The organism is Streptomyces sp. NPDC096040 (assembly GCF_040303265.1).
GTDB lineage: Bacteria > Actinomycetota > Actinomycetes > Streptomycetales > Streptomycetaceae > Streptomyces.
This window is the reverse complement of sequence record NZ_JBEOTA010000007.1, coordinates 85,737-110,044: the sequence shown is the minus strand read 5'-3', so window position 1 is coordinate 110,044 and position 24,308 is coordinate 85,737. Positions and strand designations below refer to the sequence as shown.

Below are 24,308 nucleotides of genomic sequence, written 5' to 3'. Positions count from 1 at the left end.
ATGCTCAACGGTTCTCCAGGTGGTCGTAGGCGCCACGGCGGGCCACCAGCAGCACGGCGCACCCGGCGGCGGCCGCGGCCCAGCCGGCCTGGGCGCCGTCGAAGCGGGCCGACAGCTGTGCGGCCAGTCGGGTCGTGAACGGGCCGCCGTGGGCGGCGACGGCCGGGACGAGGACGACGGCCAGCCAGCCGCCGCCGGTCACCGCGGTCGCGGTGCGGCAGCCGGCGTATGACGCGAGCGTCAGTGAGCCGAGGGTCAGCGCCAGCCCCGGCACCAGCCAGGCGGCGGCGCCGGGGGCGCCCGAGGCGGGCAGCGCGGCGCCGACGAGGGTCAGCAGCGGCAGGCTCACGGCGAGGACGGCGGCCGTACGGATGAGCGCGAGGCGCAGGCCACCGGAGGGGGTGGCCGCGGTGATCTCATGCAGGGGGTCGGCGTGCGGACCGTAGGAGAGGGCCACGCCTGCCACGGGGACGACCGGGGCGATGGTGAGCAGGAGGGTGCGGGCGGACTCGTAGCCGGCGGCGCGGTTCAGCAGCACGGCGCCGAGGCCGACCGCGAGGAGGGCGAGGAGCCAGGTGCCTCGTAGGGCGGGGCCCAGGGACCAGAGGGTGGAGCGGAGGCGGAGAGATCGCTGCGGCCCGGTGGCGGCTGGTCGCGCCCACGCGGCGGAGTCGCATGGGTGAGAACCCCGCGCCCCTTCGGGGCGCACTGGGGTCGCCGTCAGTCGGGGGCCCCGGGCCTCTTCGGGGCGCGCTGTGGCCTCCGCCAGCACCGAGTCCCGTATCTCCGCCAGCACTGCTCCCGCCGCCGTGTTCCGCACCGCCGCCGACACCCGGGCCGCGCAGTCGGTGCAGTTCTCCATGTGCTTCTCCAGGGACCATGCGTCCGCCTCCGGCAGTGAGCCGTCGGCATAGCGGGTCGCCAGGTCGGTCGAGGTGTGCCAGGGCGTCATGCCGGACCTCCCAACGGCGAAGGGTTCAACTGGGCCAGAGCGGAACGGAGTTCGGCCCGTGCCCGCAGCGCGCGGGACTTGACCGTGCCCTCCGGTATGCCGAGCAGCCGTGCGGCCTCCCGGGTGCTCAGACCGTCCACGACCGTCGCCCGCAGCACCTCGCGTAGTTCGGGGGAGATCCGGTCCAGGGCGGTGCCGACATCGCCGTACTCCAGGCCCACGAGCACCCGGTCCTCCGCGGAGGGCGCGACGCCGGGACCGGGCAGGGATTCCACCCGGGCGGCCCGCTCCTGCACCCGCCGGGCGTCCACCAGCCGGCGGGCCGCGATCGTCCACAGCCAGCCGCCGGCCTCCTGCCCGCGATGCCCGGCCGCCGACCGCCACACCGTGACGAACGTGTCCTGGAGCACCTCCCGCACCACCTCGGGGTCGGCGCAGCGGCGGGTCAGCCGCGCGTGCAGCCAGCCCGCGTGCCGGTCGTACAGGACGGCCAGCGCCGAACCGTCCCCGGCCGCGACGGCCCGCAGCAACGCCGCGTCCCCGCCGGCCGTCTCGTCGTTCTCCCGGTGGCCCCCCATGGGGCGGAACAGTCTCACACCGTCTTTATCGATCACCTGGACGCGCTCGGTTCGCAGGGCGCGGGGACGGCCGTGGGAGTGCGCTCGCCGCGACGGGGTAGGCCTGCCGTGACGCGGCAGCCGCCGCGGTACCCGACGCCCAGACAAGGAGGCCACCGTGGCCGCAACGGTTCACCATCCGATCCCGGCCCAGTTCAAACCCCTGGTGGAGACCGAGGAGGAGTCCCTGCTGTGTGTGTTCAGCGCCGAGAGCGTGTGCGCGGAGGCGCCGCTGACCAGTGAGCCGCCGCTGCCCGACGCCGAGCCCCTCACCAGCGAACCGCCGCTCGCCGACCTGGCCCCGCTGACCAGTGAGCCGGGGTTGTAGATGAGCGAAGCCCTGGACCGGGGGTTGTGCCGGCTCGCCGAGCTGCACGGGGTCGCCACCTCCTACAGCCCGTCCCCGGACCGTACGGTCGCGGCCTCCGCCGGAGCCGTGATTGCCGCGCTGGCCGCCCTGGGCGTCGACGCGAGCGGCCCGGAGGCCGTCCGCACCGCCCTCGCCGACCGGGAGCGGGACCTCGCCGAACGGCTGCTGCCGCCGACGCTCGTCCACTGGGCCGGGTCCGGCGACCCCGCCCTCGACCTGCCCGCCGGCACCCGGCTGGAGGTGCGCACGGAGGACTGGGAGACCCGGGACGACGTGCGGGGCCTGCCGACGGGGGTGCATCTGCTGACCGCCGCCGCGCCCGACGGCCGTACCGGCCGCGCCCACCTGATCGTCGCCCCCGACCGACTGCCCACCCCCGCGGGCCGTACGTACGGACTCCTCGTCCAGCTGTACTCGCTGCTCTCCCGCCGCTCCTGGGGCATGGGCGACCTCGGTGACCTCGCCGAACTGGCCGACTGGGCCGGACGCACCGCGGGGGCCGGATTCGTCCAGGTCAACCCGTTGCACGCGGCCGTGCCCGGCCCCCCGACCGACCCCTCCCCGTACCGCCCCTCCTCCCGCCGCTTCCCCGACCCGGTGCATCTGCGGCTGGAGTCCGTCCCCGAGTACGTCCCGGACCCCGCGCTCGAGGAACGCGCCGGACGGCTGCGCGCCGCCGTTCTCGACCAGGGCGCCCACATCGACCGGGACGCGGTCTGGGAGCTGAAGCGGGAGTCGCTGGAGGCGCTGGCCGCCGTACCGCTCACCCCCGCACGGCAGGCCGCCTACGACGCCTTCCTCGCCGAACAGGGACAGGCCCTGGAGGACCACGCCACCTGGTACGCGCTCGCCGAGCGGCACGGCTCCGACTGGCACCGGTGGCCCGAGGCCCTGCGCGACCCCCGCTCACCGGAGACCGCCCGCGCCCGCGCCGGGCTGAGCGACCGCGTCGCCTTCCACTCCCGGCTCGCCTGGCTCACCGACACCCAGCTCACCGCCGCCCAGCACACCGCCCGCGAGGCCGGGATGCCGGTCGGGATCGTGCACGACCTCGCCGTCGGCGTGCACCCCCAGGGCGCGGACGCCTGGGCGCAGCGCGCGTTCTTCGCCGCCGGGATGTCCGTCGGCGCCCCACCCGACGCCTTCAACGCCCGCGGCCAGGACTGGGGCCTGCCGCCCTGGCGCCCCGACCGCCTCGCCGCCTCCGGCCACGCCCCCTACCGCCAGCTCCTGCGCGCCCTCTTCCGCTACGCGGGCGCCCTGCGCATCGACCATGTGATGGGCCTGTTCCGGCTGTGGTGGGTACCGGAGGGCCGGCCGCCCACGGAGGGCACCTACGTCCGCTACGACGCCGAGGCCATGCTCGCCCTGCTGGCCCTCGAGGCGACCCGGGCAGGAGCGGTGGTGATCGGGGAGGACCTGGGGACCGTGGAGCCGGGGGTGCGCGAGACACTCCACCGGCACGGCGTGCTCGGTACGTCGGTGCTCTGGTTCGAACGGGACTGGGACGGCGACGGCCGCCCGCTCCCCCCGGAACGCTGGCGCGCCGACTGCCTCGCCACCGCCACCACCCACGACCTGCCGTCCACCGCCGCCCGCCTCACCGGCGAACACGTCGAACTCCGCGACCGGCTGGGCCTGTTGACCCGCCCGGTGGAGGAGGAGAGGGCGGACGCGGCGGCCGACACGGCCGAGTGGCTGGCCCTGCTGACCCGCCTGGGCCTGCTCGCCGCGTCCGACACCGGCGACGAGGAGGCCCAGATCCAGGCCGTCCACCGCTTCCTGCTCCGCACCCCGGCCCGCATGATCGGCGTCTGGCTCCCCGACACCGTCGGCGACCGCCGCCCCCAGAACCTCCCCGGCACCTGGGACCAGTACCCGAACTGGCGCCTGCCGATCGCGGACGCGACGGGCCGCCCGGTGACATTGGAGGAGCTGATGGAGTCGGGGAGGGTGCGGGCACTGCTGGAGGTTCTGCATTCGGACAACCGGCCCGACCCGGAGGACGACGGCCGCCAGGTGTCGCTTTCCGGGCCGTCCGGGGTGTGAGGACCGGGGGGAGCAGCAGCCCCGGGGACGGTCACCGCAGCGCGCGGCGTGTCCTACGGGTACCCCGGCCGCGCGCCCCTCAAGTCGGCCCGCTAGTTTGGCAGTGTGGACAAGAAGAACGCCCTGCGCGCCGGCGCCCTGGCTGCCGGTACGACGCTGATGATGCTGCTCATGTCGTCGCCTGCCCTCGCGCTCACGCGTGACGACGGAGACGATCCCGGCAAGGGCCTGAGCGTCATCGAGACGCTGGGCCTCTACGTCCTGACCCCGCTCGTGCTGTTCGCGGTCATCGCGGGCCTGGTGATGGTGCTGGACAAGTCCAAGATCCGGGTCACCAAGCCGGGCGCGACGAAGGCCAAGGCGAAGGCCTGACCTCCGCTTCGAAGGCCTGACAACCTCCGCTTCTCCACCGAGGGCGCCGGTCGCCTTCCGTACCTGCCTCGAGGGGACGTACGGTAGCTGACCGGCGCCCTCGGTGCGTCGCTCAGGGGCTCGGCGCGGTCAGATACCGCTGCAGGGTCGGCCCCAGCCACGCCAGGATCTCCTCAGGGGCCAGCGCCACCACCGGCGGCAGTCGCAGCACATAGCGGGTGAGTGCGAGCCCCATCAGCTGCGCGGCACACAGCCCCGCCCGCGTCTGCACCTGCTCGGGGTCGGGGCACACCCGCTCGGCCACCGGCACCACCTGCTCCCGGAAGATGCCCTGCAGGCGCTCGGCCCCCGCCTTGTTGGTGATGCCGACCCGCAGCACCGCGGTGAGCTCCTCGTTCGTCTCCCAGACGGTCAGGAAGTGGGCCACCAGTGCCCTCCCGACCTCGGTGCGTGGCACCTGGGACACGTCGGGCATCCGCAGATCGAGCGCGACGGCCGCCGCGAACAGGCCGTCCTTGTTGCCGAAGTAGCGCATGACCATGGAGGGGTCGATATGCGCGTCCTTGGCGATGGCGCGGATGGTGGCGCGCTCATAGCCGTCGGTGGCGAAGCGCTCGCGGGCGGCGGCCAGGATGGCGGAGCGGCTCGCGTCGGAGCGGCGCGCCGCCGAGCCGTTCGTGGGCTCTGTGTTTCTACTGGGGGTGCCGGTCATGCCAACGAGCGTAGGCCAACATCTGTGGGCCAACAAGTGTTGGCCAAGGAGTGTGGGCCAAGGGCCGTAGGTCAACGACCGTAGGCCAACAGGCGTGGGCCAACAGGTGTTGACTCCCGCCACCACACCGTCCTACGCTTGCCAACAAGCGTTGACCAACAAGCGTTGACCAACGCTTGTAGGTCCACAACCGTTGGCCAACGAGCGCTGCCCACACGAGGAGGCACTCATGAACGGCACGACTGGCACCACCACCACCAGCCCCGTCGGCCCTGCCCCCCGAACCCCCCGCGTGATCGTCGTCGGCTCCGGCCCCACCGGCCTCCTCCTGGCCGGTGACCTCGCCGACGTCGGCATCCCGGTCACCCTCCTGGAGAAGCGCCCCCACAAGACGAGCAACCTCTCCCGCGCCTTCGCCCTGCACGCCCGCGCCCTGGAGCAGCTCGACGCCCGCGCCGTCGCCGACGACCTGGAGGCCATCGGCCAGCCCCTCACCCGGCTCAACCTCTTCGACGGGCTCACCCTCGACCTCGGCACGCTCCCCTCCCGCTATCGGCACGTGCTCGTGCTCCCGCAGTACGAGGTGGAGAAGGTGCTGGAGCGCCGCGCCGTCGACGCGGGTGTCGACTTTCGCTACGAGTCCGAGGTGACCGGACTGACCCAGGACGCCGACGGGGTCACCGTGCACATCAAGGGTGGCGAGGACGTGCGGGCCGCGTACGTCGTCGGCGCCGACGGGATGCGCAGTGTCGTGCGGGAGGCGGTCGGGCTGCCGTTCCCGGGGAGGTCGGCCATCCGGTCCGTCGTCCTCGCCGACGTGCTGCTCGCCGAGAAGCCCGAGACGCTGATCACGGCCGCCGCGGTCGGTGACGCGTTCGCCTTCGTCGCGCCCTTCGGCGACGGCTACTACCGTGTCATCTGCTGGCACCACGGCCGCGATGTCCCCGACCACGAGCCGGTCGACCTCGACGAGGTCAGGGAGATCACGCTGCTGGCCCTGGGCCGGGACTACGGGATGCACGAGGCCCGCTGGATGTCCCGCTTCCACAGCGACGAGCGGCAGGCGCCCAGCTACCGGGCCGGCCGGGTCTTCCTGGCCGGCGACGCGGCGCATGTGCACACCCCGGCCGGCGGCCAGGGCATGAACACCGGTCTGCAAGACGCGGCCAACCTGAGCTGGAAGCTCGCCGCCGTCCTGCACGGCCACGCCACCCCCGACCTGCTCGACACCTACCAGACCGAACGCCACCCCGTCGGCAGGTCGGTCCTGCGCAGCAGCGGCGCGCTCGTGCGCCTGGCGATGGCCAAGGGCTGGCAGTTGCCCGTGCGTGCCGCGCTCCTCACCGCCTTCGGCCACCTCGCCCCCGTCCGCCGGAGGATCGTGGGCCAGATCACCGGCCTCGGCTACAGGTACCAGGCCCCGAGGGGCGCCCACCGCCTCACCGGCGCACGGGTCCCCGACCTCGCGCTGGCCGGCGGCGGCCGTCTGCACGAGGCCCTGCGCGGCGGCCGGTTCGTCCTGGTCACCCCGGGTTCGTACGAGGCGGGCAAGGGGCGTGCGGACCGGCTGACCGTGGCGCACTGGGCGAGCGACCGCGGTACGACGCTGCTCGTGCGCCCCGACGGATACGTGGCCTGGGCGGCAGAGGACGCCCGGGCCGAGGACATCGAGGCGGCGCTGGCGACACACGTCGGCTGAGCGGACACCATCGGTGGCGGACCGGCTCAGCCGATGGTGAAGCCGGCCGCCTTGGTGTCCAGGGTGGTGCTGCCGTCCTCGGCGGTGGCGAGTACGGCGATGTGCCAGGCGCCACGCGGGGAAGACGCGGCGTCGGCGGCGGACACCACGGCCTTGTACACGCACCGCGCGGTGTCCCCTTCGGCCGGCTCACAGGCCGCCGACTCCACCCCTGCCATGTCCTTGGCGGTCGGCGGCTTCTTCGCGAACTCCGACTTCTCCGGCCACGCCAGCACCTTCAGGCTCTTCACACCGGAGGACGCGGTGACCTCGGTGGAGAAGGTGAACGAGCCGTTGCGGCCGCTGCCGGGCGCGGTGTAACGGGCCGTGCTGTGCGCGAAGGCGGGCGGCTGGTCCCCCGCGTAGGCGAGGGCGAAGGCCCCGGCGCCTCCGAGGACGACGACACCGGCGGCGATGGACAGAGCGATACGACGGGACATGGCGGGTTCTCCGAAACTGTCTGAGTGCCTCGACTGGACGAACCGGCGCTCTGTGCCGCGCCGTTGCACCGATGCTCGCAACGCACGGGCACCCCGGGCGTGAGCACAGGTACTCAACTCCGCCAAGGTGATGGGGAGCACGACAAGGGGGCGCCCGGTCCGCCGGGCGCCCCCTTGTTCGTACCGTCGGCTACTGGGCCGCCGCGTCCGCCGCCTGGGCCCGCAGGGCACGTTCGACGCCCGCGCGGGACTCCGAGACGAGGCGGGCGAGGGCCGCGTTCGGCTGGGCCGCGGTCAGCCAGGTGTCCGTCTTGGTGACGGTCTCCTCGGAGACCTGAAGGGCCGGGTAGAGGCCGATCGCGATCTGCTGGGCGATCTCGTGGGAGCGGGAGTCCCACACCGACTTCAGTACCTCGAAGTACCGGTCCGTGTACGGCGCGAGCAGCTCACGCTGGTCGGTCTGGACGAAGCCGTTGATCACCGCCTCCTGCACGGCGTTCGGCAGCTTGTCGGACTCGATGACCGACGCCCACGCCTCGGCCTTCGCCTCCTCGGTCGGACGGGCGGCGCGAGCGGTGGCCGCGTGGCGCTCGCCGGCCGCCGTCCGGTCGCGGTCGTACTCACCCGCGATCTCCGCCTCGTCGAACCGGCCGACCGCGGCCAGCCGCTCCACGAACGCCCAGCGCAGATCGGTGTCGACGGCCAGGCCCTCGACGGTGTGGGTGCCGTCCAGCAGACCTTCGAGGAGGTCCAGCTGCTCCGGGGTGCGGGCCGTGGCCGAGAAGGCGCGGGCCCAGGCCAGCTGGTGGTCGCTGCCCGGCGCGGCGGACCGCAGATGGGCGAGGGTGGCGTCGGTCCAGCGGGTGAGCAGCGCCTCGCGGGTCGTCGGGTCGGCGTACAGCTCGATGGCGAGCTTCACCTGGCGCTGCAGGGACTGCACCACACCGATGTCCGACTCCTTGCCGATGCCGGAGAGGACGAGGGAGAGGTAGTCCCGGGCGGGCAGTTCGGCGTCACGGGTCATGTCCCAGGCAGACGCCCAGCACAGGGCGCGGGGGAGCGAGGACTCGAAGTCGCCCAGGTGCTCGGTGACGAAGGCCAGGGACTTCTCGTCCAGGCGGACCTTGGCGTACGACAGGTCGTCGTCGTTGAGCAGGAAGACGTCCGGGCGGCGGCGGCCGGCCAGCTGCGGTACGGCCGTCAGCTCGCCGTCCACGTCCAGCTCGATCCGGTCCTCGCGGACCAGCCGGCCGCTGTCCTCGTCGTACGCGTACAGGCCGATCGCGATCCGGTGCGGGCGCAGGGTCGGCTCGCCCTTGGCGCCGGCCGGCAGCGCCGGGGCCTCCTGGCGGATGGCGAAGGAGGTGACGACACCGTCGGCGTCCGTCTCGACCTCCGGGCGCAGGATGTTGATGCCGGCCGTCTGCAGCCACTTCTTCGACCAGGTGCTCAGATCACGCCCGGAGGTCTCCTCCAGGGCGCCGAGCAGGTCGGACAGGCGCGTGTTGCCGTACGCGTGCCGCTTGAAGTACGCCTGCACGCCCTTGAAGAACTCGTCCATGCCGACGTAGGCGACGAGCTGCTTCAGGACGGACGCGCCCTTGGCGTACGTGATGCCGTCGAAGTTGACGAGGACGTCGTCCAGGTCGCGGATCTCGGCCATGATCGGGTGCGTGGAGGGCAACTGGTCCTGCCGGTACGCCCAGGTCTTCATGGAGTTGGCGAACGTCGTCCACGAGTGCGGCCAGCGCGAGCCGGGTGCGTACGCCTGGCAGGCGATGGAGGTGTAGGTGGCGAACGACTCGTTCAGCCACAGGTCGTTCCACCACTCCATGGTGACCAGGTCGCCGAACCACATGTGGGCCAGCTCGTGCAGGATGGTCTCGGCCCGCGTCTCGTACGCCGCGTCGGTCACCTTGGACCGGAAGACGTACTGGTCGCGGATGGTCACCGCGCCCGCGTTCTCCATCGCGCCCGCGTTGAACTCCGGCACGAACAGCTGGTCGTACTTCTTGAACGGGTACGCGTAGTCGAACTTCTCCTGGAACCAGTCGAAGCCCTGCCGGGTCACCTCGAAGATCGCGTCCGAGTCGAGGAACTCGGCGAGCGAGGGCCGGCAGTAGATGCCCAGCGGCACGCTCTGCCCGTCCTTCTCGTACACGCTGTGCACGGAGTGGTACGGGCCGACGATCAGCGCGGTGATGTACGACGAGATGCGCGGCGTCGGCTCGAAGACCCAGACGTCGTCCTTGGGCTCGGGCGTCGGCGAGTTGGAGACGACCGTCCAGCCGGCCGGCGCCTTCACCGTGAACTGGAAGGTCGCCTTGAGGTCCGGCTGCTCGAAGCTGGCGAAGACCCGGCGGGCGTCCGGCACCTCGAACTGGGTGTAGAGGTAGGCCTGCTCGTCGACCGGGTCGACGAACCGGTGCAGACCCTCACCCGTGTTGGTGTACGCGCAGTCGGCCACGACCCGTAGCACGTTACGGCCCTGCAGCAGGCCCGGCAGCGCGATCCGGGAGTCCTCGAAGACCTCGGCGGGGTCGAGCGGATCACCGTTCAGGGTGACCTCGTGGACCGCCGGGGCCACCAGGTCGATGAAGGACGCGGCGCCGGACTCGGCGACGTCGAAGCGCACCGTGGTCACGGACCGGTAGGTACCGCCCTCCTGCGCGCCGGAGAGGTCGAGATCGATCTCGTACGAGTCAACGGTGAGCAGCTTCGCCCGCTGCTGCGCCTCTTCGCGAGTCAGGTTTGTGCCAGGCACGCGGTCATCTCCTCGTTATGTGTGGGTTGCGCCATCCTTCCACGGCAGCATGGCCGCGGGCGACGAGGGAAAACCCCACAGATCGTTTGGTCAGGCGTCTGGCACGCCAGGGGCGTCAGGCGGCCGTCGTGCCGCCGTCGACCGGCATCGCCGCGCCGGTGACGAAGGACGAGCGGTCGCTGCACAGCCACAGCGCGGCCTCGGCGACCTCGGCGGGTCCGGCCATCCGCTTCTGGAGCGTCTCACCCTCGAACCGCTCCCGCAGCTCCGGCAGCGTCCGCACGGCCCGGTCCATCATCTCGGTACGGGTGCTGCCCACCACCAGCGCGTTGACGCGGATGCCGCGCTGCGCGTACTCGGCCGCGGCGGCCCGGGTGAGCCCGAGGACGGCGTGCTTGGCGGCCACGTAGGCCGCGGACGCCCCGGTCGCCCGCTGCCCCGCGACACTCGACGTGTTGACGATCGTGCCGCCGCCGGACGCGAGCATCTCGGGGATCTGGAAGCGCAGACAGTTCCACACCCCGCGCACATTGACGTCCATGGTCTGCTCGTAGACGTCCTGGCCGGTCTTGTGCAGCTCGGTGCCGGCGGTGCCGAACCCGGCGTTGTTGAAGGCGCAGTCCAGGCGGCCGAAGGTGTCGACGGTCGTGCGGACGACCCGCTCGACGTCCTCGGCCGAGGCCACGTCCGCCGGCACGGCGAGGGCCCGGCCGCCGCCGGCGCCGATCTCCTCGGCGAGCGCCCGCAGCCGGTCCGCGCGCCGGGCCGTCAGCACGACGGCCGCACCCTCCCGGGCGAACAGCCGGGCGGCGGCCGCACCGATCCCGCTGGACGCGCCGGTGATCATGGCGACCTTGCCGTCGAGGACGTGCGAGGTGGCACAGGACGGCTGGGTGTTGCTCATGGTGTGGTGGCTCCCGCTGGGTGAACGAGCTCTACCGGCTGCGCCGGCTCTGCTGCGAGGCGCGCCCGCGGCCGGAGTCCCTGTCTTACCGCGCCGACAGCTCTTCGGCCACCAGCTCCGCGATCTGCACGGCGTTCAGCGCGGCCCCCTTGCGGAGGTTGTCGTTGGAGATGAACAGGGCCAGACCGTGCTCGACCGTCTCGTCACGGCGGATCCGGCCGACGTACGACGGGTCCTTGCCGGCCGCCTGCAGCGGGGTCGGGATGTCGGACAGCTCGACGCCCGGGGCGTCCGCGAGCAGCTCGGTCGCGCGCTCGGGGCTGATCGGGCGGGCGAAGCGGACGTTGACCTGGAGGGAGTGGCCGGAGAAGACCGGGACGCGGACGCAGGTGCCGGAGACCTTCAGCCCGGGGAGTTCCAGGATCTTGCGGGACTCGTGGCGCAGCTTCTGCTCCTCGTCGGTCTCGTTCAGACCGTCGTCGACGAGGTTGCCGGCGAAGGGGAGGACGTTGAAGGCGATGGGCCGCTTGTAGACGCCGGGCTCGGGGAAGTCGACGGCCTCGCCGTCGTGGGTGAGCCTGTCGGCGTCGGCGACCACCTTCTGCACCTGGCCGTGCAGCTCGGCGACGCCCGCGAGACCGGAACCGGACACCGCCTGGTAGGTGGCGACGGTCAGCGTCTCCAGGCCGGCCTCCCGGTCCAGCACCTTCAGGACCGGCATCGCGGCCATTGTGGTGCAGTTCGGGTTGGCGATGATGCCCTTGGGCCGGTCGGCGATCGCGTGCGGGTTGACCTCGGAGACGACCAGCGGGACCTCGGGGTCCTTGCGCCAGGCGGAGGAGTTGTCGATGACGACGGCACCCTGGGCGGCGACCCGCTCCGCGAGCGCCTTCGAGGTGGCCCCGCCCGCCGAGAACAGCACGATGTCCAGGCCGGTGTAGTCGGCGGTCGCCGCGTCCTCGACCGTCACCCCGTCCAGCACGCTCCCGGCGGAGCGGGCCGAGGCGAACAGCCGCAGCTCGGTGACCGGGAAGTCGCGCTCCGTGAGAATCCTGCGCATGACCGTGCCGACCTGACCGGTGGCTCCGACGATTCCGACCCTCACGGTGACTCCCTTGCATACGGTGACGTGCGTCTGCGGCCTTTCCATCATGCGGCCGACCCGGGTCAGCCTGTCCAATTCTTTGCCCGCCATGCCCGCCGAACGGACCTGCCGGCCCGTGGAACTCCCGTCGGCACCCGCGCTGAGCTGCAGAAATTGGCTCTCCGCGGCCTTCGTGCCGCAAGCTGTGCTGCGGGGCGCGCCGGTGTGACGTACGCCTCGGAAAAGATTTCCGGGAGCCGTCCGAACGTTTCCGGGGCCCGCGGCGTCGTAGGACAAACGCGGTGAGCGACGGGGAACGCGTCACCCTGAAGGTGACCCGCGCCTACAAACCGGCGAAGACCGCCGAGGAGGTCGACGTCCGCTTCGCGGCCGGCGCCGTCGCCCGTATCCGCACCGGCGCCCGTCTCCTCGTCGGCATCACGAGCGGGCAGCAGGAGCCCGACCGATACGCGGTCGGCGAGGCCGAGATCGCCCCGCAGCGGTCCTGGATCGTCCGCGACCTGCCCGCGTCGCGCACCACGACCTGCCGAAAGTGAAGGGGCGGGCTCCCCGCAGGACGCCCGCCCCAGCACCGGTTCTCTTACCGCTACTGCGTGACCTTCTCGATCTTCACGCTGCCGACGCCCGCGACCGTGCCGCGCGCGTCGACCAGCTGGACCTGGCCGAAGAACTCACGTCCCTCGGGGGCCGCCGTGGCCGCCGTGACCTGGCCGGTCACCGTGGCCGAGGCGCCCGTGCCGAGCTTGACCGGCGTCGACTCGTCGACCGTGACCGCGCCGAGCGTGGCGGAGAAGAAGACGTCCCGGTAGTCGTAGTCGGTGGAGCCCGACGGGACCGAGTAGCCGACGACCTCGATGGTGTACGTGCCGGCGGCCGGCGAGGCGATGGACACCGCCTCCTCCGAGTCGCCGTCGGCGGACTGCGCGACCTGCTTGCCGGACGCGTCGTACACGGTCAGGTCGAGGTCGGCCGCCGTGTCGGAGACGTTGCCGATGGCCACGTCCAGCGACTTCGCGCCCGCGGGCACGGTCACCGTCGAGGTCTGGGTCTCGCCCTCCTTGATCGACGGGCGGGCCGTCTTCGAGGAGCCGAGCGGACCGCCGACCAGCTTGCCGTCGAGCGTGGCGAACTTGTTGGTCACCTTCCAGGAGGCGCTGACCGGGGTGCCGGCCTTGGCCTCGGGCACGGTCACGGTCTCCGGGTCGAAGGCCGCGCCGAGCACGGTGACACCCAGCTTGTACGGGTTGTCGAGCAGCGGCGAGGTACGGCGTGCCTCGACCTCGATCTCCCAGACGCCGGCCTGCGGGTCGGCGTACGAACGGACGTCCGGCTTGCAGCCGTTGCCGCCGAGGTAGTTGTTGTAGCAGTACGGGGTGCCGGTGTTGTCGACCGGAACGCCGTACGGGTGGACGGCGATGAAGCGCGTCTGGCTCTTGTCGGCCAGCCCGCTCATCGCGACCTCGAGGGACTTGGCGCCCTCGGGCACGGTCACGAAGTACGACGTGGAGCTGTTGCGCTGTACCGAACCCGAAGCCGAGTAGGTGTAGTTCACCGGAGTGGACACGACGACGGTCGTCAGGATCTGCTTGTCGACGCCCTCGGTCCTCGGGTCGTCGACTTCAAGGATCGCCGACTTGATGCCCGAACTCTTCGGCCTGGCCTGCACCTTGACCGTCACCGGCTGGTTCAGCGGCAGCATGACCTCGTCCGAGCCGAGGATCTTGAAGGTGTGCCCGGCGTTGTTCTCGAAGTGCAGCTCGTGCCGGATCGCCTTGTCCGCGCCGGAGGTCCGGGTGATCGTGATGTCGTATGTCTTCTTCTGCCCGGCCTTCAGGCCACCCTCACGGTCGTACAGGCCGGTGCCGTAGCCCGGGGTCTTCAGCGCGGAGTCGATCGCGGTGTCGACGGGCGCCTTGACGGCGTAGTTGTTCGGCACGGCGTCGTGCGCGGTGGCGTGGTCCCTGATGGACTCCCACGCGTCGACGATGTTGATGCGGCCCGCGCCCTCCTCGTACGCCTGCACATCCTTGATGTGGTCGGCGGTCGAGGTGAGGGCCGTGCGCAGGTCGGCCGGGGAGAGGGCGATGCCCTTCTCCTTGGCGGCGCTCAGCAGCAGCGCCGTGGCGCCGGTCGCCTGCGGGGACGCCATCGAGGTGCCCTGGAGCATGGAGTATCCGGCCGGCAGCGAGTAGCCCGCCTCGGCGACCGGGGAGCCCGGCAGCCAGGTCTGGGTGGAGTTGATCGCGGCGCCGGGCGCGACCAGGGTCGGCGTGAAGCCGCCGTCCTCGCGCGGGCCGCGCGAGGAGAAGGGCAGCAGCTGGTACTTCGTGGTCACCTGGGAGCCGTAGTTGGCGGCCCAGGTCTCCCTGGAGATGGCCGCGCCGACCGAGATGACCTTGTCGGCGAGCCCGGGGTCGCCGATGGTGTTCGCGCCCGGGCCGGAGTTGCCCGCGGAGATGACCAGCTGCACGCCGTAGGTGTCGATGAGCCGGGTGTACAGCTCGGCGCGCGCGTTGTTGCCGTCGTTCAGCGCCGGGAGGCCGCCGATCGACATGTTGACGATGTCGACGCCCCGGTTGGCGACCAGGTCGATCATGCCCTCGGTGAGGGCGACGTTGGTGCAGCCGCCGGTCCAGGTGCAGGCCCGGGAGGAGACGATCTTCGCGCCCGGAGCCGCGCCGTTCATCTTGCCGCCGAACAGGCCGTTGGCGGCGGTGATACCGGCGACGTGGGTGCCGTGCTCGGACTCGATGACGCCGATGTTGACGAAGTCGGCCGTCTTGCCGATCCAGGACCCCCCGTACGGGTCCATCGGGACGTCCTTGCGGATCTGCACGACGAACGGCTGCCGCTCGACGACGTCGGTCGCCGGGTTGTCGGTGCCGAAGTAGCCGACCTGGTAACCGTCCTTGTACGGCTTCATCGGCGTGTCGTCGGAGAAGTCGTTGTTGTTGTTCAGGTCGACGGTGACCGTGCCGGCCGCCGGGTCGTAGAGCACGCCCCAGCTGTCGGTGGTGTCGCCGTCCCGGTTGGCGTCACCGGCCGCGTCGCCACCCGTGGTGTACGACTCCTTGAACGTGCTGATCTCGTACGACCCGGCGGGTGCCGTCCAGGTCTTGCCTCCGTAGCCGAAGCTCGGCCCGGACACGGCCGTGACCATGGGCCGCCAGGTCTGGTCGTTGTCGACGATCGGGTCGGTCGAGGTCACCCAGTCGACGATCTTCCGCTCGCCCGTGGTGGTCTTCTGCAGCGCCGGGTGACCGAGATCGACACCGGAGTCCAGGATGCCGATGGTGATGCCCCGGCCGTCCGCCTTCGGGTGGTCCTTGACGAAGTCGACGGCGCCCGTCTCGAAGGAGGGGTTGTACGGGTTCTCGGCGGGGGTGTTCCTGTTCGGCCCCGAGTAAGTGGCCTTGACGCTCTTGGCGTTGGCGTCGCTCACCGTCGGGTCGTCGAGCTGGATCTCCTGGCGCAGGTCGATCGCGTGCACCGAGGACAGCTTCGCGGCGGCGGCGATCGCCGAGTCCGCCCGGCCCGTGGGGACGGTGGCGCGGACATAGCCGAGCTTGTCGTACGTACGGCCCACCGAGCCGCCCTTGACGCCGTCCAGCTCCTGCGCGACCTGCTCGGTCTGCCCCGGTGCGGTCGCGATCATCATCGTGACGTTCTTGGCGCCGTCGGCCTTGGCCTCGGCGAGCAGTTCGGCGTCGTCCGAACCGAGCTTGTCGTGGGCCGACTTGACGCCGGGGTCGGCGGTGGCGGCGGAGGAAGCGGTGGCCGTGGCGGCGGCCAGGGGTATCGGCCCGGCGGCGGAGAGCGCGGCCACGACACCGACGGCCACGGCTATCCGGGCCAGGCGTCTGTGGCCCGGTATCGGGTCGTGCTGGGGGCTGAGGGTCATCTGCATCCCTTGTAGGTAAAGGAACGAGCACGAAACGACCGGACTTGGTCGTGTCCGGCGCGTAGGCGCACAGCTTTCCCCAAGAGAACGCACTTTTGGGAACGTTGACCGAATCGATATGAACGTATGGGGAAAACCCCCGGTCATCTCCCGGTCCTGTCGCGGAAAACCCGGTGGCAGTCGCTCCCCGCGCCCCCTACCGTGCCGATGTGCGCGAGAAGCTGAGGGTGGCGGCCTACGCCGTGTGCGTCCGTGACGGACAGATCCTGCTCGCCCGGTCACCCGCCGACGACGGCACCCCCGAGTGGGTCCTGCCCGGTGGCGGCATGGAGCACGGCGAGGACCCCTACGACACGGTCCGCCGCGAGCTCATGGAGGAGACCGGCTACCGCATCGAGGTGACCGGGCTGCTGGGCATCGACTCCCGCCGCCATCGCTTCGCCCGGGAGAGCCTGCTGGCCCGCATCACCGACCACCACCATGTGCGGATCATCTACACCGGCGAGATCGTCGGCGGCGGACTCCGCAACGAGGTCAACGGCTCCACCGACATGGCCGCCTGGCACGACCTGGACGCCGTACCGGATCTCCGGCACATCCGGTTGGTCGATGTCGCACTGCGGATGTGGCGGGAGCGGCCGGTGGCGGGGCGGTTTGCAGAAGAGCAGTCGTAAGCGCCGAAGCGCGGCCGTACGCGCCGGAGACCCTCCCCCTACCCCGGCAGATGAACGCGGAGTAACCGGCCCCCGGCCGCCCGAAATCCGCTCCATGACCGGACCCCACCTCACCTGATCCACGTACGGTGATCGGCGTTGCGCGTTGCCGCCGAGTTCACGCGCAGGCCATCCCCGGTGCCAACGATCCAGAGTGAGCGGGAAGTTCGCGGAAGCGATCGCCCCGCGACCACTGCCGGACGCGTTCGCACTCGGGGAGACCGCGCCATGTCGCGCATACGCTCAGTCGCCACCTCCGCCGCCCAGAAGGGCCGCGAGGCACTGGAGATCAACCGCCGTACCGTCCTCGCCGCCGCCGGAGCCGTCTCGCTCTCCGCGGGCGTCGGCTACGCCCTGCGCCCCACCGACAGTCAGGCCGCGCCCACCGCGACCGAGGAGCAGGAGCCGGTCGCCGAGGGCCGCAAGGCCGCCGCGGCCCCCCTCACGCCGTACACCAAGGGCACGACCCTCGCCTCCGTCGCCGCGCCCCGCAACGGCTCGGGGTACCGGCGGCTCGGTGACGGCGCCGGCTGGTCGCGCATGCTCCGCTCCGACCTGGCCACCGCCAAGTCCGGCCGGGAGAACCGCCGTACCGCCCTCGCCGCGTTCGTGCAGTTCACCGACCTGCATCTGATGGACGTCCAGCACCCGCTGCGCCTCGAATACCTGCGCGCCCACGACCCGCACGCCTGGCGCCCCCACGAGGCGCTCACGGTGCCCGGCGCCATCTCCCTCGTCGAGCGCGTGAACGCGCTGCGCGGCGCCCCCGTCACCGGCTCCCCGCTGCACTTCGTGATGACGACCGGCGACAACACCGACAACAACGCCCACTCCGAGCTGGAGTGGTTCATGAAGGTGATGAGCGGCGGCCGGATCACCCCCAACAGCGGGGACCCCAAACACTACGAGGGCGTGCAGAACAGCGGCCTCAAGCTGTACTGGCAGGCGAGCTCCACGGTCCGCGACGGCGACAAGGCGCTCGGCTTCCCGCACCTGGCGGGCTTTCTCGCCGCCGCGATCCGCGAGGTGAGGAGCCCCGGCCTCAACCTCCCCTGGTACTCCACCGTCGGCAACCACGACTCCCTGCCGCTCGGCTGCTTCGGCTCCCACGCCGACCCCTACCTCGCCGCGGCCGCGGTCGCCGGCAAGAAGCTGATGACGGCGACCGACGCCGAGGCCAAAAAGCTCCAGGACACCATCCGCAAGGCCCAGGACCCCAAGGGCAGCGGCTACCGTGACTTCCTCAAGGCCCACGCCCGTTCGGCGCGCTCGGTCACGGCGGACGAGAAGCGCGCCCCGTACACGGCCGCGGACTACCTCAAGGCCCATCTGGACCCGGCCTACCAGGGCCTCGGCCCGGTGGGCCACGGCTACTCGACCGCCAACGTGGCCGCGGGCACCCAGTACTACGCCTTCCGTATCTCCGACGACGTCATCGGCGTCAGCCTCGACACGACGGACGCCGGCGGCCACTACGACGGATCGATCGGTACGGCCCAACTGGCCTGGCTGGAGCGGACCCTGAAGGAGAACAAGGACTCCTACGCGGTCGTCTTCAGCCACCACACCAGCCAGACGATGACCAACACCCGCCCCGACCCGGCCCACCCGAGCGACCGCCGCCACACGGGCACCGAGCTGGTCACCCTCCTCAACCGCCACGCCAATGTGCTGGCCTGGGTGAACGGCCACATCCACCGCAACCTGATCACCCCGCACAAGGCCTCGAACGGCAACTCCTTCTGGGAGATCACCACCGCCTCGCACGTGGACTACCCCCAGCTGGCCCGGGTCGTGGAGCTGGTGGACAACAAGGACGGCACGGTCTCGCTCTTCACCACGCTGATCGAGTCGGCGGCCCCGCACCGCACGGACTTCTCCGACCTCTCCCAGACCGGCCTCGCGGCCCTCTACCGCGAACTGGCCTTCAACGCCCCCGGTTCCAGCAAGGTCCTGGGCGGCGACGCGGTGGACCGGAACACGGAGCTGGTCCTGAGGAAGGGCTGAAACTCACCCAACCGGCCTACAGCAGGCAACCTCGCCGATCACGAGGGTGTCCCTCCCCCCGACCGAGCCCGAGGGCTGCGCTGACCCAACTGGGGGAGAGACATGTTCGTACGTACGACACTGATGGCGGCCACGGCAGTGGCCCTGTCGGCGGCACTGGCGGCACCGGCGGTGGCGGCACCCGCCGCCGGCCACTCGGCCACCCGCAAGGCGGTGAAGGCCGCGGTCGCGGCGGGCGTACCCGGGGTGACGGCCACGGCCCGTGACCCGCACGGCACCTGGTCGACGACGGCCGGGGTGGGCGACACCCGGACGGGCGCACCGCGTTCCGCGTCCGACCACTACCGGGTCGGCAGCATCACGAAGACCTTCGTCTCCACGGTTCTGCTCCAACTGGAGGCGGAGGGCCGCCTGTCCCTGGACGACAAGGTGGCCAAGTGGCTGCCGGGGGTGGTCCGGGGCAACGGCAACGACGGCCGCCGCATCACCGTCCGCCAGGTCCTCAACCACACCAGCGGCATCTTCAACTACACGGCCGACGAAGACTTCGGCCGCGCGTACTTCACGAAGGACGGCTTCTTCCAGCACCGCTACGACACGCTGACGCCCGCCGCGCTGGTGGGGATCGCGATGAAGCACAAGCCGGACTTCGCACCGGGCACGAGCTGGTCCTACTCCAACACGAACTACGTCCTGGCGGGCATGGTGATCAAGGCGGTGACGGGCCACTCGTACGCCGAGGAGATCACGAACCGCGTGATCAAGCCCCTCCACCTGACCGGCACGTCCCTCCCCGGCACCCGCACCAACCTCCCGCGCCCGAGCAGCCGCGCCTACTCGAAGTTCGCGCAGCCGGCAGATCCGACCTACGACGTCACCGCCCTCAACCCCTCCATGGCCGCCTCGGCCGGCGAGGTGATCTCCACCTCCGCCGACCTGACCCGCTTCTACGAGGCACTGCTGCGCGGCCGCCTGCTCCCTGTGCGCCAGCTGAAGGAGATGAAGACCACGGTCCCCGTCCCCGGCGACCCCAACAGCGCCTACGGCCTCGGCCTGATCGATCACACCCTCTCCTGCGGCGTCCACGTCTGGGGCCACGACGGCGGCATCCACGGCTCCACCTCCACTGCGGGCACCACCGCCGACGGCCGTCACGCCCTGGCCGTGAACTTCAACGGCGACTGGACGGGCGACCCGGGCACGGTCCTCGACGCGGAGTTCTGCGGGAGCTGAGCCTCTTCCACGGACGCCCGGAAAAAAGTTCCGGCGGTGATGTCGAGAACCCGCGGCCGGCTCCGTCCCCGGGGTGAAGGCGGCCACAATGGGTCGCACGAGCACCGAGGAGAACCACCATGGCCAAGTACCTGCTGCTCAAGCACTACCGGGGCGCCCCGGCCGCGGTCAACGACGTGCCCATGGACCAGTGGACGCCGGAGGAGATCTCGGCGCACGTCCAGTACATGAACGACTTCGCGGCCCGGCTCGAGAGGACCGGCGAGTTCGTCGACAGCCAGGCCCTCGCTCCCGAGGGGATGTGGGTCCGGTACGACGGCGAGGGGCGCCCGCCGGTCACGGACGGTCCGTTCGCCGAGACCAAGGACGTCATCGCCGGCTGGATGGTGATCGACGTCGACAGTCACGAGCGCGCCGTCGAGCTGGCCGGGGAGCTGTCCGCCGCCCCGGGGGCGAGCGGCAAGCCGATCCACGAGTGGCTCGAGCTGCGCCCGTTCCTGGGCATGCACCCCACCGTCACGGAGTGCCATTTCAAGTGAACGAGGTCCTGCTCCGGAGCCTCACACCGAGTGTGCTCACCGTCCTCGTCCGCCGCGGAGCCGACTTCGCGGCGGCCGAGGACGCCGTGCAGGAGGCGCTGATCGAGGCGGTCCGCGCCTGGCCGGCCGACCCGCCGCGGGACGCGAAGGGCTGGCTGGTCACCGTGGCCTGGCGCAAGTTCCTCGACGCCACCCGCTCGGACGCTGCCCGCCGCCGGCGCGAGGACCTCGTCGACGAGGAGCCGAAACCCGGACCGACGCCCGCGGTCGACGACACGCTCCAGCTCTACTTCCTGTGTGCCCACCCGTCCCTCACCCCGTCCTCGGCGGTCGCGCTCACGCTGCGCGCCGTCGGCGGGCTCACCACCCGGCAGATCGCCCAGGCCTACCTGGTGCCCGAGGCGACCATGGCGCAGCGCATCAGCCGGGCCAAGCGCACCGTCTCCGGCGTGCGGTTCGACCGGGCCGGCGATGTCGCCACCGTGCTGCGCGTCCTCTACCTCGTCTTCAACGAGGGCTACTCCGGCGATGTCGACCTCGCCGCCGAGGCCATCCGGCTCACCCGGCAGCTCGCGGCCCGGGTCGACCACCCCGAGGTGGCCGGGCTCCTCGCCCTCATGCTGCTCCACCACGCCCGGCGCGCCGCCCGCACCGCGCCCGACGGCAGCCTGGTCCCGCTCGCCGAGCAGGACCGGAGCCGCTGGGACACCCGCCTGATCGCCGAGGGCGTCCAGATCCTCCAGACGGCCCTCGCCCTCGACCGGCTGGGCGAGTTCCAGGCACAGGCCGCCATCGCCGCCCTCCACGCCGACGCACCCACCGCCGACGAGACCGACTGGGTCCAGATCGTCGAGTGGTACGACGAGCTCACGCGCCTGACCGACAGCCCGGTCGTCCGGCTCAACCGCGCGGTCGCCGTGGGCGAGGCCGACGGACCCCGCGCAGGCCTGGCCGCGCTCGCGACGCTCGACCCCGCCCTGCCCCGGCACACCGCGGTGGCGGCCTACCTCCACGAACGCGACGGCGACCCGGCGACGGCGGCACGGCTGTACGCCGAGGCGGCCCACAAGGCACCCGACCTCGCCGAGCGCGACCACCTGACCCGCCAGGCCGCCCGGCTCAACGCCCGCCGGAGCCGCCGCTGACACCGTCGTACGTTCGGCTGTCGCGCTTGCCGATTTTTTGCCGTCGGCCGGGTCGGTCCCGGGCCTCCCGCCGCCTCGGCCATTCCCGTAAAAACTGCAGGTCACAAGGGTGACGGCGGGGGTCGTCGGGGGATTCCGCCGGTGACCGTTCCGGTACTCCCCGTGTAAATGAACCGGACTCCGACACGAGACATACCGTTCATCCGAATGAAACGTCCGTACCGCCTCATATCGGCTAACCCGCGGTTCCCGGGGATGGCTCGATATGGTGCAAGGCTGGTGATCGTGTGGGCGCTCGGCTCGGACTTCGTGTGCTCTCGGTCTACGAGGGATTCTTCTCCGGGGGTGCCCGGATCGTTCACAGCGATGTACTGCTGGGGCTCGTCGAGGGCGGTCAGCAGTGGCATCGCGTACTGAGTCTGCACGGTGAGGTCCACCGAGAAGCCACGACGCAGCGGATGGAGGACGACGCCTGTTACCGCGCGCTCACGGCCGGTGGCATCGATGTCGCCTCCCTCGGCCGCACCGCGGGCCTCGTCGACGGCACGGTCGCGGCGTCGGTTTTCAGCGGGCCCGAGTTGGCCGATACCGCACGGGCGATGGCCGGTGCGGACGTCATCCTCTCCCTGAAGGAACAGCCGCTCGCGCTCCTCAACCAGGCCGGGCTGCCCCGTCGCCCCGTCGTCGTCTGCCTGCACCGGTCCGACCCGGAGAACCAGGGCCCGGCGCTGGACGAGCTGAAGACCGCCATCGCGGACGGCAAGGTCGTGGCGTGCGTGTGCTGCGCCGAGTCGACGCGGGACGCGTACGAGGCGGCCGGCATCCCCGGTGAGCTGCTGCACGTCATCCCGAACGGGGTCGATCTGCTCCGCTTCCGCCCGGACGCGGCGGTGCGGCTCGCGTTCCGTGAGTCCGCCGGGATCCCCGCCACCGCCCCCGTCGTCGTCTTCGCCGCCCGGTACGCCGGTATGAAGAACGTGCCGCTCTTCCTGCGGGCGGCCAGGGCGTGGCTGGCCCGCGAGGGCGGCGGCCACGTGGTCATGTGCGGCGCCGGGATGACCGAGGACAACCCCGCCCTCTGGGCCGACATGGAGATCGCCTTCGGCGCCGACCGGGCCGCCCTCGGCGACCGCGTGCACCTCCTCGGCGTACGGCACGACATGGAGGCCGTCTACGCCGGCTCCGACGTCGTCGCCCTCACCTCCGCCTCCGGCGAGGCGGCGCCGCTCTGCCTCATCGAGGGCATGATGTGCGGCGCCGTACCGGTCACCACGGACGTCGGCGACAGCGCGTCGATCGTCGAGGGCCACGGGCTCGTGACGCCCTTCGACCCCGACGCGATCGCCTTCGCGTGGTCGGCGGCGGTGGCCGAACGGGACGCCTTCGCACCGGCGCTGCTCGCCAGCCGCGAGCGGTTCAGCCGTACGCGGATGATCGCCGCGTACGCCGACCTGCTCGACCACGTCGCCGGCGACGTACGCGACGAACTGCGCCCGGGGGTCAGCGGGCAGTAGGAGAGCGAGGAGGGGCCGTCGGTCCCCCTCCGGACCGGCGGCCCCTCCTCTCCCCTCCTGGTGGCGGCCCCCTCGCTACCGGGGCAGCACCACGACATACGCGGCCGGGTCGCGGTCGTCGGCCGCCATCAGTGCCGTACGGACCACCGCCGCCTGCTGCTCCATCGAGTCGCGGAGCTTCTTCGGGGTCAGGTAGACGACCGTGATGCCCAGCCGCTCCAGGTGCTCGCGCTTGCGGGCGTATTCGGACCACAGGGCGTCCTCGTCCTGGCGCGGGGCCCGGGTGTCCAGTTCGACGGCGACCGCCTGCTCGGGCCAGTAGGCGTCGAGGCCGCCCAGGTGGGGGCCGCCGGGGAGACGCAGGTCCACGTTCCACACGGGGTCGGGGAGGCCGTACTCGTGGACCATCCGGTAGAGGCGGTCCTCGGCGATGGCCCGGCCCTCGGCGACCAGGGAGTCGACGGCGTCGACCACATGCGGGCGGGACAGCAGCTTCGCCTGGTTCAACGCCCGTACCACCGCGGCCGGTTCGCAGTGGTGTCCGCGTACCGCCTCGGTCAGCAGCCGTCGTACCGCCTCCGCGTCGGTCAGGTCCGCCACCGCGTCCGCGAGGGCGCGCGGGACCGGGGCGACGGGCAGGCCCGTAACCGGCTCGGGGGTCGGCAGGGCCGGGGTGCGGAGCACGCGGACGTAGGAGGTGGAGCGGATGCGGCGCATGCGCGGGACCAGGACGTCCACGTGGTCCAGGGAGAGCAGCGGCGGGGTGGAGGAGAACCCGTGGAGGGTCAGCGCGGCCAGGCCCGTGATCATCGTCTCCGCGTAGACCGGGCGGTGGGGGGAGTCGGGGCTCGGCTGGGTGGGGACGCCGGGGGCGGGCTCGCGGGCGGCGAACAGCAGGGCTCCGTGCAGGCGTTCCTCGCTGGTCGGCGGGCCGGGGTGGAGCAGGATCACGCCGGGGAGCAGTTGCTGCCAGGGGCTGCCCGGCCGGCACTGCTCGGCGATCTCGGCGGCCGCGACGCCGTGGGAGCGGAGCTGAGCCGTCGTCATCACCCGGCGGCGGACGTCGGCGAGATGGCGGAGGGGGCGGGGGGAGAGTGGGGTGTTGTGGGTCATGGCCACGAGATTCCCGTGCCCGGTCTGCCCCTTAACCGCTGTTACGTTCCTGTTGAAGAATGCGGACAACACGGTACTAAAGGTCAGGTGTTCGAGTGCCGAGTAGGAGGCGAAAACCCC

At 71.7% G+C, this 24,308-nt stretch carries 20 protein-coding genes; 11 read left to right on the top strand and 9 right to left on the bottom strand.

Features of this window, described 5'->3' with window-relative positions; all coding sequences use genetic code 11:
* Nucleotides 1-4: 4 nt before the first annotated feature.
* Nucleotides 5-952 (bottom strand): zf-HC2 domain-containing protein, encoded by a 948-nt coding sequence (locus ABTY98_RS11075; RefSeq protein ID WP_352220585.1) that lies wholly within the window; start codon nucleotides 950-952, stop codon nucleotides 5-7.
* Nucleotides 949-1,530 carry an RNA polymerase sigma factor gene (locus ABTY98_RS11070; RefSeq protein ID WP_352220775.1) on the bottom strand — a complete coding sequence of 194 codons (582 nt, stop codon included), beginning with the start codon at nucleotides 1,528-1,530 and terminating at the stop codon, nucleotides 949-951. Before ABTY98_RS11070 ends, ABTY98_RS11075 begins: the two co-directional genes overlap by 4 nt.
* A 157-nt stretch (nucleotides 1,531-1,687) precedes the next feature.
* Between ABTY98_RS11070 and ABTY98_RS11065 the strand changes: the two genes are divergently transcribed.
* The 3 genes from ABTY98_RS11065 to ABTY98_RS11055 all read left to right on the top strand — a co-directional run bounded on the left by ABTY98_RS11065 (nucleotide 1,688) and on the right by ABTY98_RS11055 (nucleotide 4,360).
* Nucleotides 1,688-1,897: a hypothetical protein gene (locus tag ABTY98_RS11065; protein WP_352220787.1), complete on the top strand. Its 210-nt coding sequence runs from the start codon at nucleotides 1,688-1,690 to the stop codon at nucleotides 1,895-1,897.
* Entirely contained in the window at nucleotides 1,898-3,988 is a 2,091-nt protein-coding gene (malQ, locus tag ABTY98_RS11060; protein ID WP_352220584.1) for a 4-alpha-glucanotransferase, read from the top strand. It begins immediately after the preceding gene.
* Between the two features lie 105 nt (nucleotides 3,989-4,093).
* On the top strand, nucleotides 4,094-4,360 hold the full coding sequence (locus ABTY98_RS11055; protein ID WP_352220583.1) for a hypothetical protein: 267 nt from the start codon (nucleotides 4,094-4,096) through the stop codon (nucleotides 4,358-4,360).
* Nucleotides 4,361-4,472: 112 nt separating this feature from the next.
* Here the strand turns inward: ABTY98_RS11055 and ABTY98_RS11050 are convergent, their stop codons facing one another.
* A complete protein-coding gene (locus ABTY98_RS11050; protein WP_352220582.1) occupies nucleotides 4,473-5,072 on the bottom strand; it encodes a TetR/AcrR family transcriptional regulator in 600 nt (199 codons plus the stop codon).
* 229 nt (nucleotides 5,073-5,301) lie between these two features.
* Here ABTY98_RS11050 and ABTY98_RS11045 point away from each other — a divergent pair, with 229 nt between their 5' ends.
* Nucleotides 5,302-6,771 carry an FAD-dependent monooxygenase gene (locus tag ABTY98_RS11045; protein WP_352220581.1) on the top strand — a complete coding sequence of 490 codons (1,470 nt, stop codon included), beginning with the start codon at nucleotides 5,302-5,304 and terminating at the stop codon, nucleotides 6,769-6,771.
* 26 nt (nucleotides 6,772-6,797) lie between these two features.
* On the opposite strand, the gene ABTY98_RS11040 is transcribed toward ABTY98_RS11045, so the two are convergent.
* The 4 genes from ABTY98_RS11040 to ABTY98_RS11025 all read right to left on the bottom strand — a co-directional run bounded on the left by ABTY98_RS11040 (nucleotide 6,798) and on the right by ABTY98_RS11025 (nucleotide 12,023).
* Nucleotides 6,798-7,250: a DUF5707 domain-containing protein gene (locus tag ABTY98_RS11040; RefSeq protein WP_352220580.1), complete on the bottom strand. Its 453-nt coding sequence runs from the start codon at nucleotides 7,248-7,250 to the stop codon at nucleotides 6,798-6,800.
* Between the two features lie 190 nt (nucleotides 7,251-7,440).
* On the bottom strand, nucleotides 7,441-10,014 hold the full coding sequence (pepN, locus tag ABTY98_RS11035; protein ID WP_352220579.1) for an aminopeptidase N: 2,574 nt from the start codon (nucleotides 10,012-10,014) through the stop codon (nucleotides 7,441-7,443).
* A 115-nt stretch (nucleotides 10,015-10,129) separates the two neighbouring features.
* Entirely contained in the window at nucleotides 10,130-10,918 is a 789-nt protein-coding gene (locus ABTY98_RS11030; protein ID WP_352220578.1) for an SDR family NAD(P)-dependent oxidoreductase, read from the bottom strand.
* A gap of 85 nt (nucleotides 10,919-11,003) precedes the next feature.
* Nucleotides 11,004-12,023, bottom strand: a complete 1,020-nt coding sequence (locus ABTY98_RS11025; protein WP_352220577.1) for an aspartate-semialdehyde dehydrogenase — start codon at nucleotides 12,021-12,023, stop codon at nucleotides 11,004-11,006.
* A 281-nt stretch (nucleotides 12,024-12,304) separates the two neighbouring features.
* Between ABTY98_RS11025 and ABTY98_RS11020 the strand changes: the two genes are divergently transcribed.
* Nucleotides 12,305-12,559, top strand: a complete 255-nt coding sequence (locus ABTY98_RS11020) for a hypothetical protein (RefSeq protein WP_352220576.1) — start codon at nucleotides 12,305-12,307, stop codon at nucleotides 12,557-12,559.
* A 50-nt stretch (nucleotides 12,560-12,609) separates the two neighbouring features.
* On the opposite strand, the gene ABTY98_RS11015 is transcribed toward ABTY98_RS11020, so the two are convergent.
* On the bottom strand, nucleotides 12,610-15,924 hold the full coding sequence (locus ABTY98_RS11015) for a S8 family serine peptidase (protein ID WP_352220575.1): 3,315 nt from the start codon (nucleotides 15,922-15,924) through the stop codon (nucleotides 12,610-12,612).
* Between the two features lie 209 nt (nucleotides 15,925-16,133).
* Between ABTY98_RS11015 and ABTY98_RS11010 the strand changes: the two genes are divergently transcribed.
* From ABTY98_RS11010 to ABTY98_RS10985, 6 genes are all read left to right on the top strand, one after another.
* Entirely contained in the window at nucleotides 16,134-16,598 is a 465-nt protein-coding gene (locus tag ABTY98_RS11010) for an NUDIX hydrolase (protein ID WP_502994203.1), read from the top strand.
* 267 nt (nucleotides 16,599-16,865) lie between these two features.
* The gene (locus ABTY98_RS11005) at nucleotides 16,866-18,644 is read left to right on the top strand and encodes a TIGR03767 family metallophosphoesterase (RefSeq protein ID WP_352220574.1); all 1,779 of its coding nucleotides are present in this window, start codon (nucleotides 16,866-16,868) and stop codon (nucleotides 18,642-18,644) included.
* 123 nt (nucleotides 18,645-18,767) lie between these two features.
* A complete protein-coding gene (locus tag ABTY98_RS11000) occupies nucleotides 18,768-19,877 on the top strand; it encodes a serine hydrolase domain-containing protein (protein ID WP_352220773.1) in 1,110 nt (369 codons plus the stop codon).
* A 119-nt stretch (nucleotides 19,878-19,996) separates the two neighbouring features.
* Nucleotides 19,997-20,416 carry a YciI family protein gene (locus tag ABTY98_RS10995; protein WP_352220573.1) on the top strand — a complete coding sequence of 140 codons (420 nt, stop codon included), beginning with the start codon at nucleotides 19,997-19,999 and terminating at the stop codon, nucleotides 20,414-20,416.
* Nucleotides 20,413-21,561 (top strand): RNA polymerase sigma factor, encoded by a 1,149-nt coding sequence (locus ABTY98_RS10990; protein ID WP_352220572.1) that lies wholly within the window; start codon nucleotides 20,413-20,415, stop codon nucleotides 21,559-21,561. Before ABTY98_RS10995 ends, ABTY98_RS10990 begins: the two co-directional genes overlap by 4 nt.
* Before the next feature lie 311 nt (nucleotides 21,562-21,872).
* Nucleotides 21,873-23,075, top strand: a complete 1,203-nt coding sequence (locus ABTY98_RS10985) for a glycosyltransferase (RefSeq protein ID WP_352220571.1) — start codon at nucleotides 21,873-21,875, stop codon at nucleotides 23,073-23,075.
* Between the two features lie 75 nt (nucleotides 23,076-23,150).
* On the opposite strand, the gene ABTY98_RS10980 is transcribed toward ABTY98_RS10985, so the two are convergent.
* Entirely contained in the window at nucleotides 23,151-24,188 is a 1,038-nt protein-coding gene (locus tag ABTY98_RS10980) for a hypothetical protein (RefSeq protein WP_352220570.1), read from the bottom strand.
* Nucleotides 24,189-24,308: the final 120 nt, after the last annotated feature.

What these genes read in the sequence shown, in the direction of transcription:
- ABTY98_RS11000 (WP_352220773.1), top strand. Translation starts at nt 18,768, where the DNA reads ATGGCGGCCACGGCAGTGGCCCTGTCGGCGGCACTGGCGGCACCGGCG.
- ABTY98_RS10995 (WP_352220573.1), top strand. Translation starts at nt 19,997, where the DNA reads ATGGCCAAGTACCTGCTGCTCAAGCACTACCGGGGCGCCCCGGCCGCG.
- ABTY98_RS11050 (WP_352220582.1), bottom strand. Translation starts at nt 5,072, where the DNA reads ATGACCGGCACCCCCAGTAGAAACACAGAGCCCACGAACGGCTCGGCG.
- ABTY98_RS11045 (WP_352220581.1), top strand. Translation starts at nt 5,302, where the DNA reads ATGAACGGCACGACTGGCACCACCACCACCAGCCCCGTCGGCCCTGCC.
- ABTY98_RS11070 (WP_352220775.1), bottom strand. Translation starts at nt 1,530, where the DNA reads ATGGGGGGCCACCGGGAGAACGACGAGACGGCCGGCGGGGACGCGGCG.
- ABTY98_RS11015 (WP_352220575.1), bottom strand. Translation starts at nt 15,924, where the DNA reads ATGACCCTCAGCCCCCAGCACGACCCGATACCGGGCCACAGACGCCTG.
- ABTY98_RS11075 (WP_352220585.1), bottom strand. Translation starts at nt 952, where the DNA reads ATGACGCCCTGGCACACCTCGACCGACCTGGCGACCCGCTATGCCGAC.
- ABTY98_RS11005 (WP_352220574.1), top strand. Translation starts at nt 16,866, where the DNA reads ATGTCGCGCATACGCTCAGTCGCCACCTCCGCCGCCCAGAAGGGCCGC.
- malQ (WP_352220584.1), top strand. Translation starts at nt 1,898, where the DNA reads ATGAGCGAAGCCCTGGACCGGGGGTTGTGCCGGCTCGCCGAGCTGCAC.
- ABTY98_RS11040 (WP_352220580.1), bottom strand. Translation starts at nt 7,250, where the DNA reads ATGTCCCGTCGTATCGCTCTGTCCATCGCCGCCGGTGTCGTCGTCCTC.
- ABTY98_RS10980 (WP_352220570.1), bottom strand. Translation starts at nt 24,188, where the DNA reads ATGACCCACAACACCCCACTCTCCCCCCGCCCCCTCCGCCATCTCGCC.
- ABTY98_RS11030 (WP_352220578.1), bottom strand. Translation starts at nt 10,918, where the DNA reads ATGAGCAACACCCAGCCGTCCTGTGCCACCTCGCACGTCCTCGACGGC.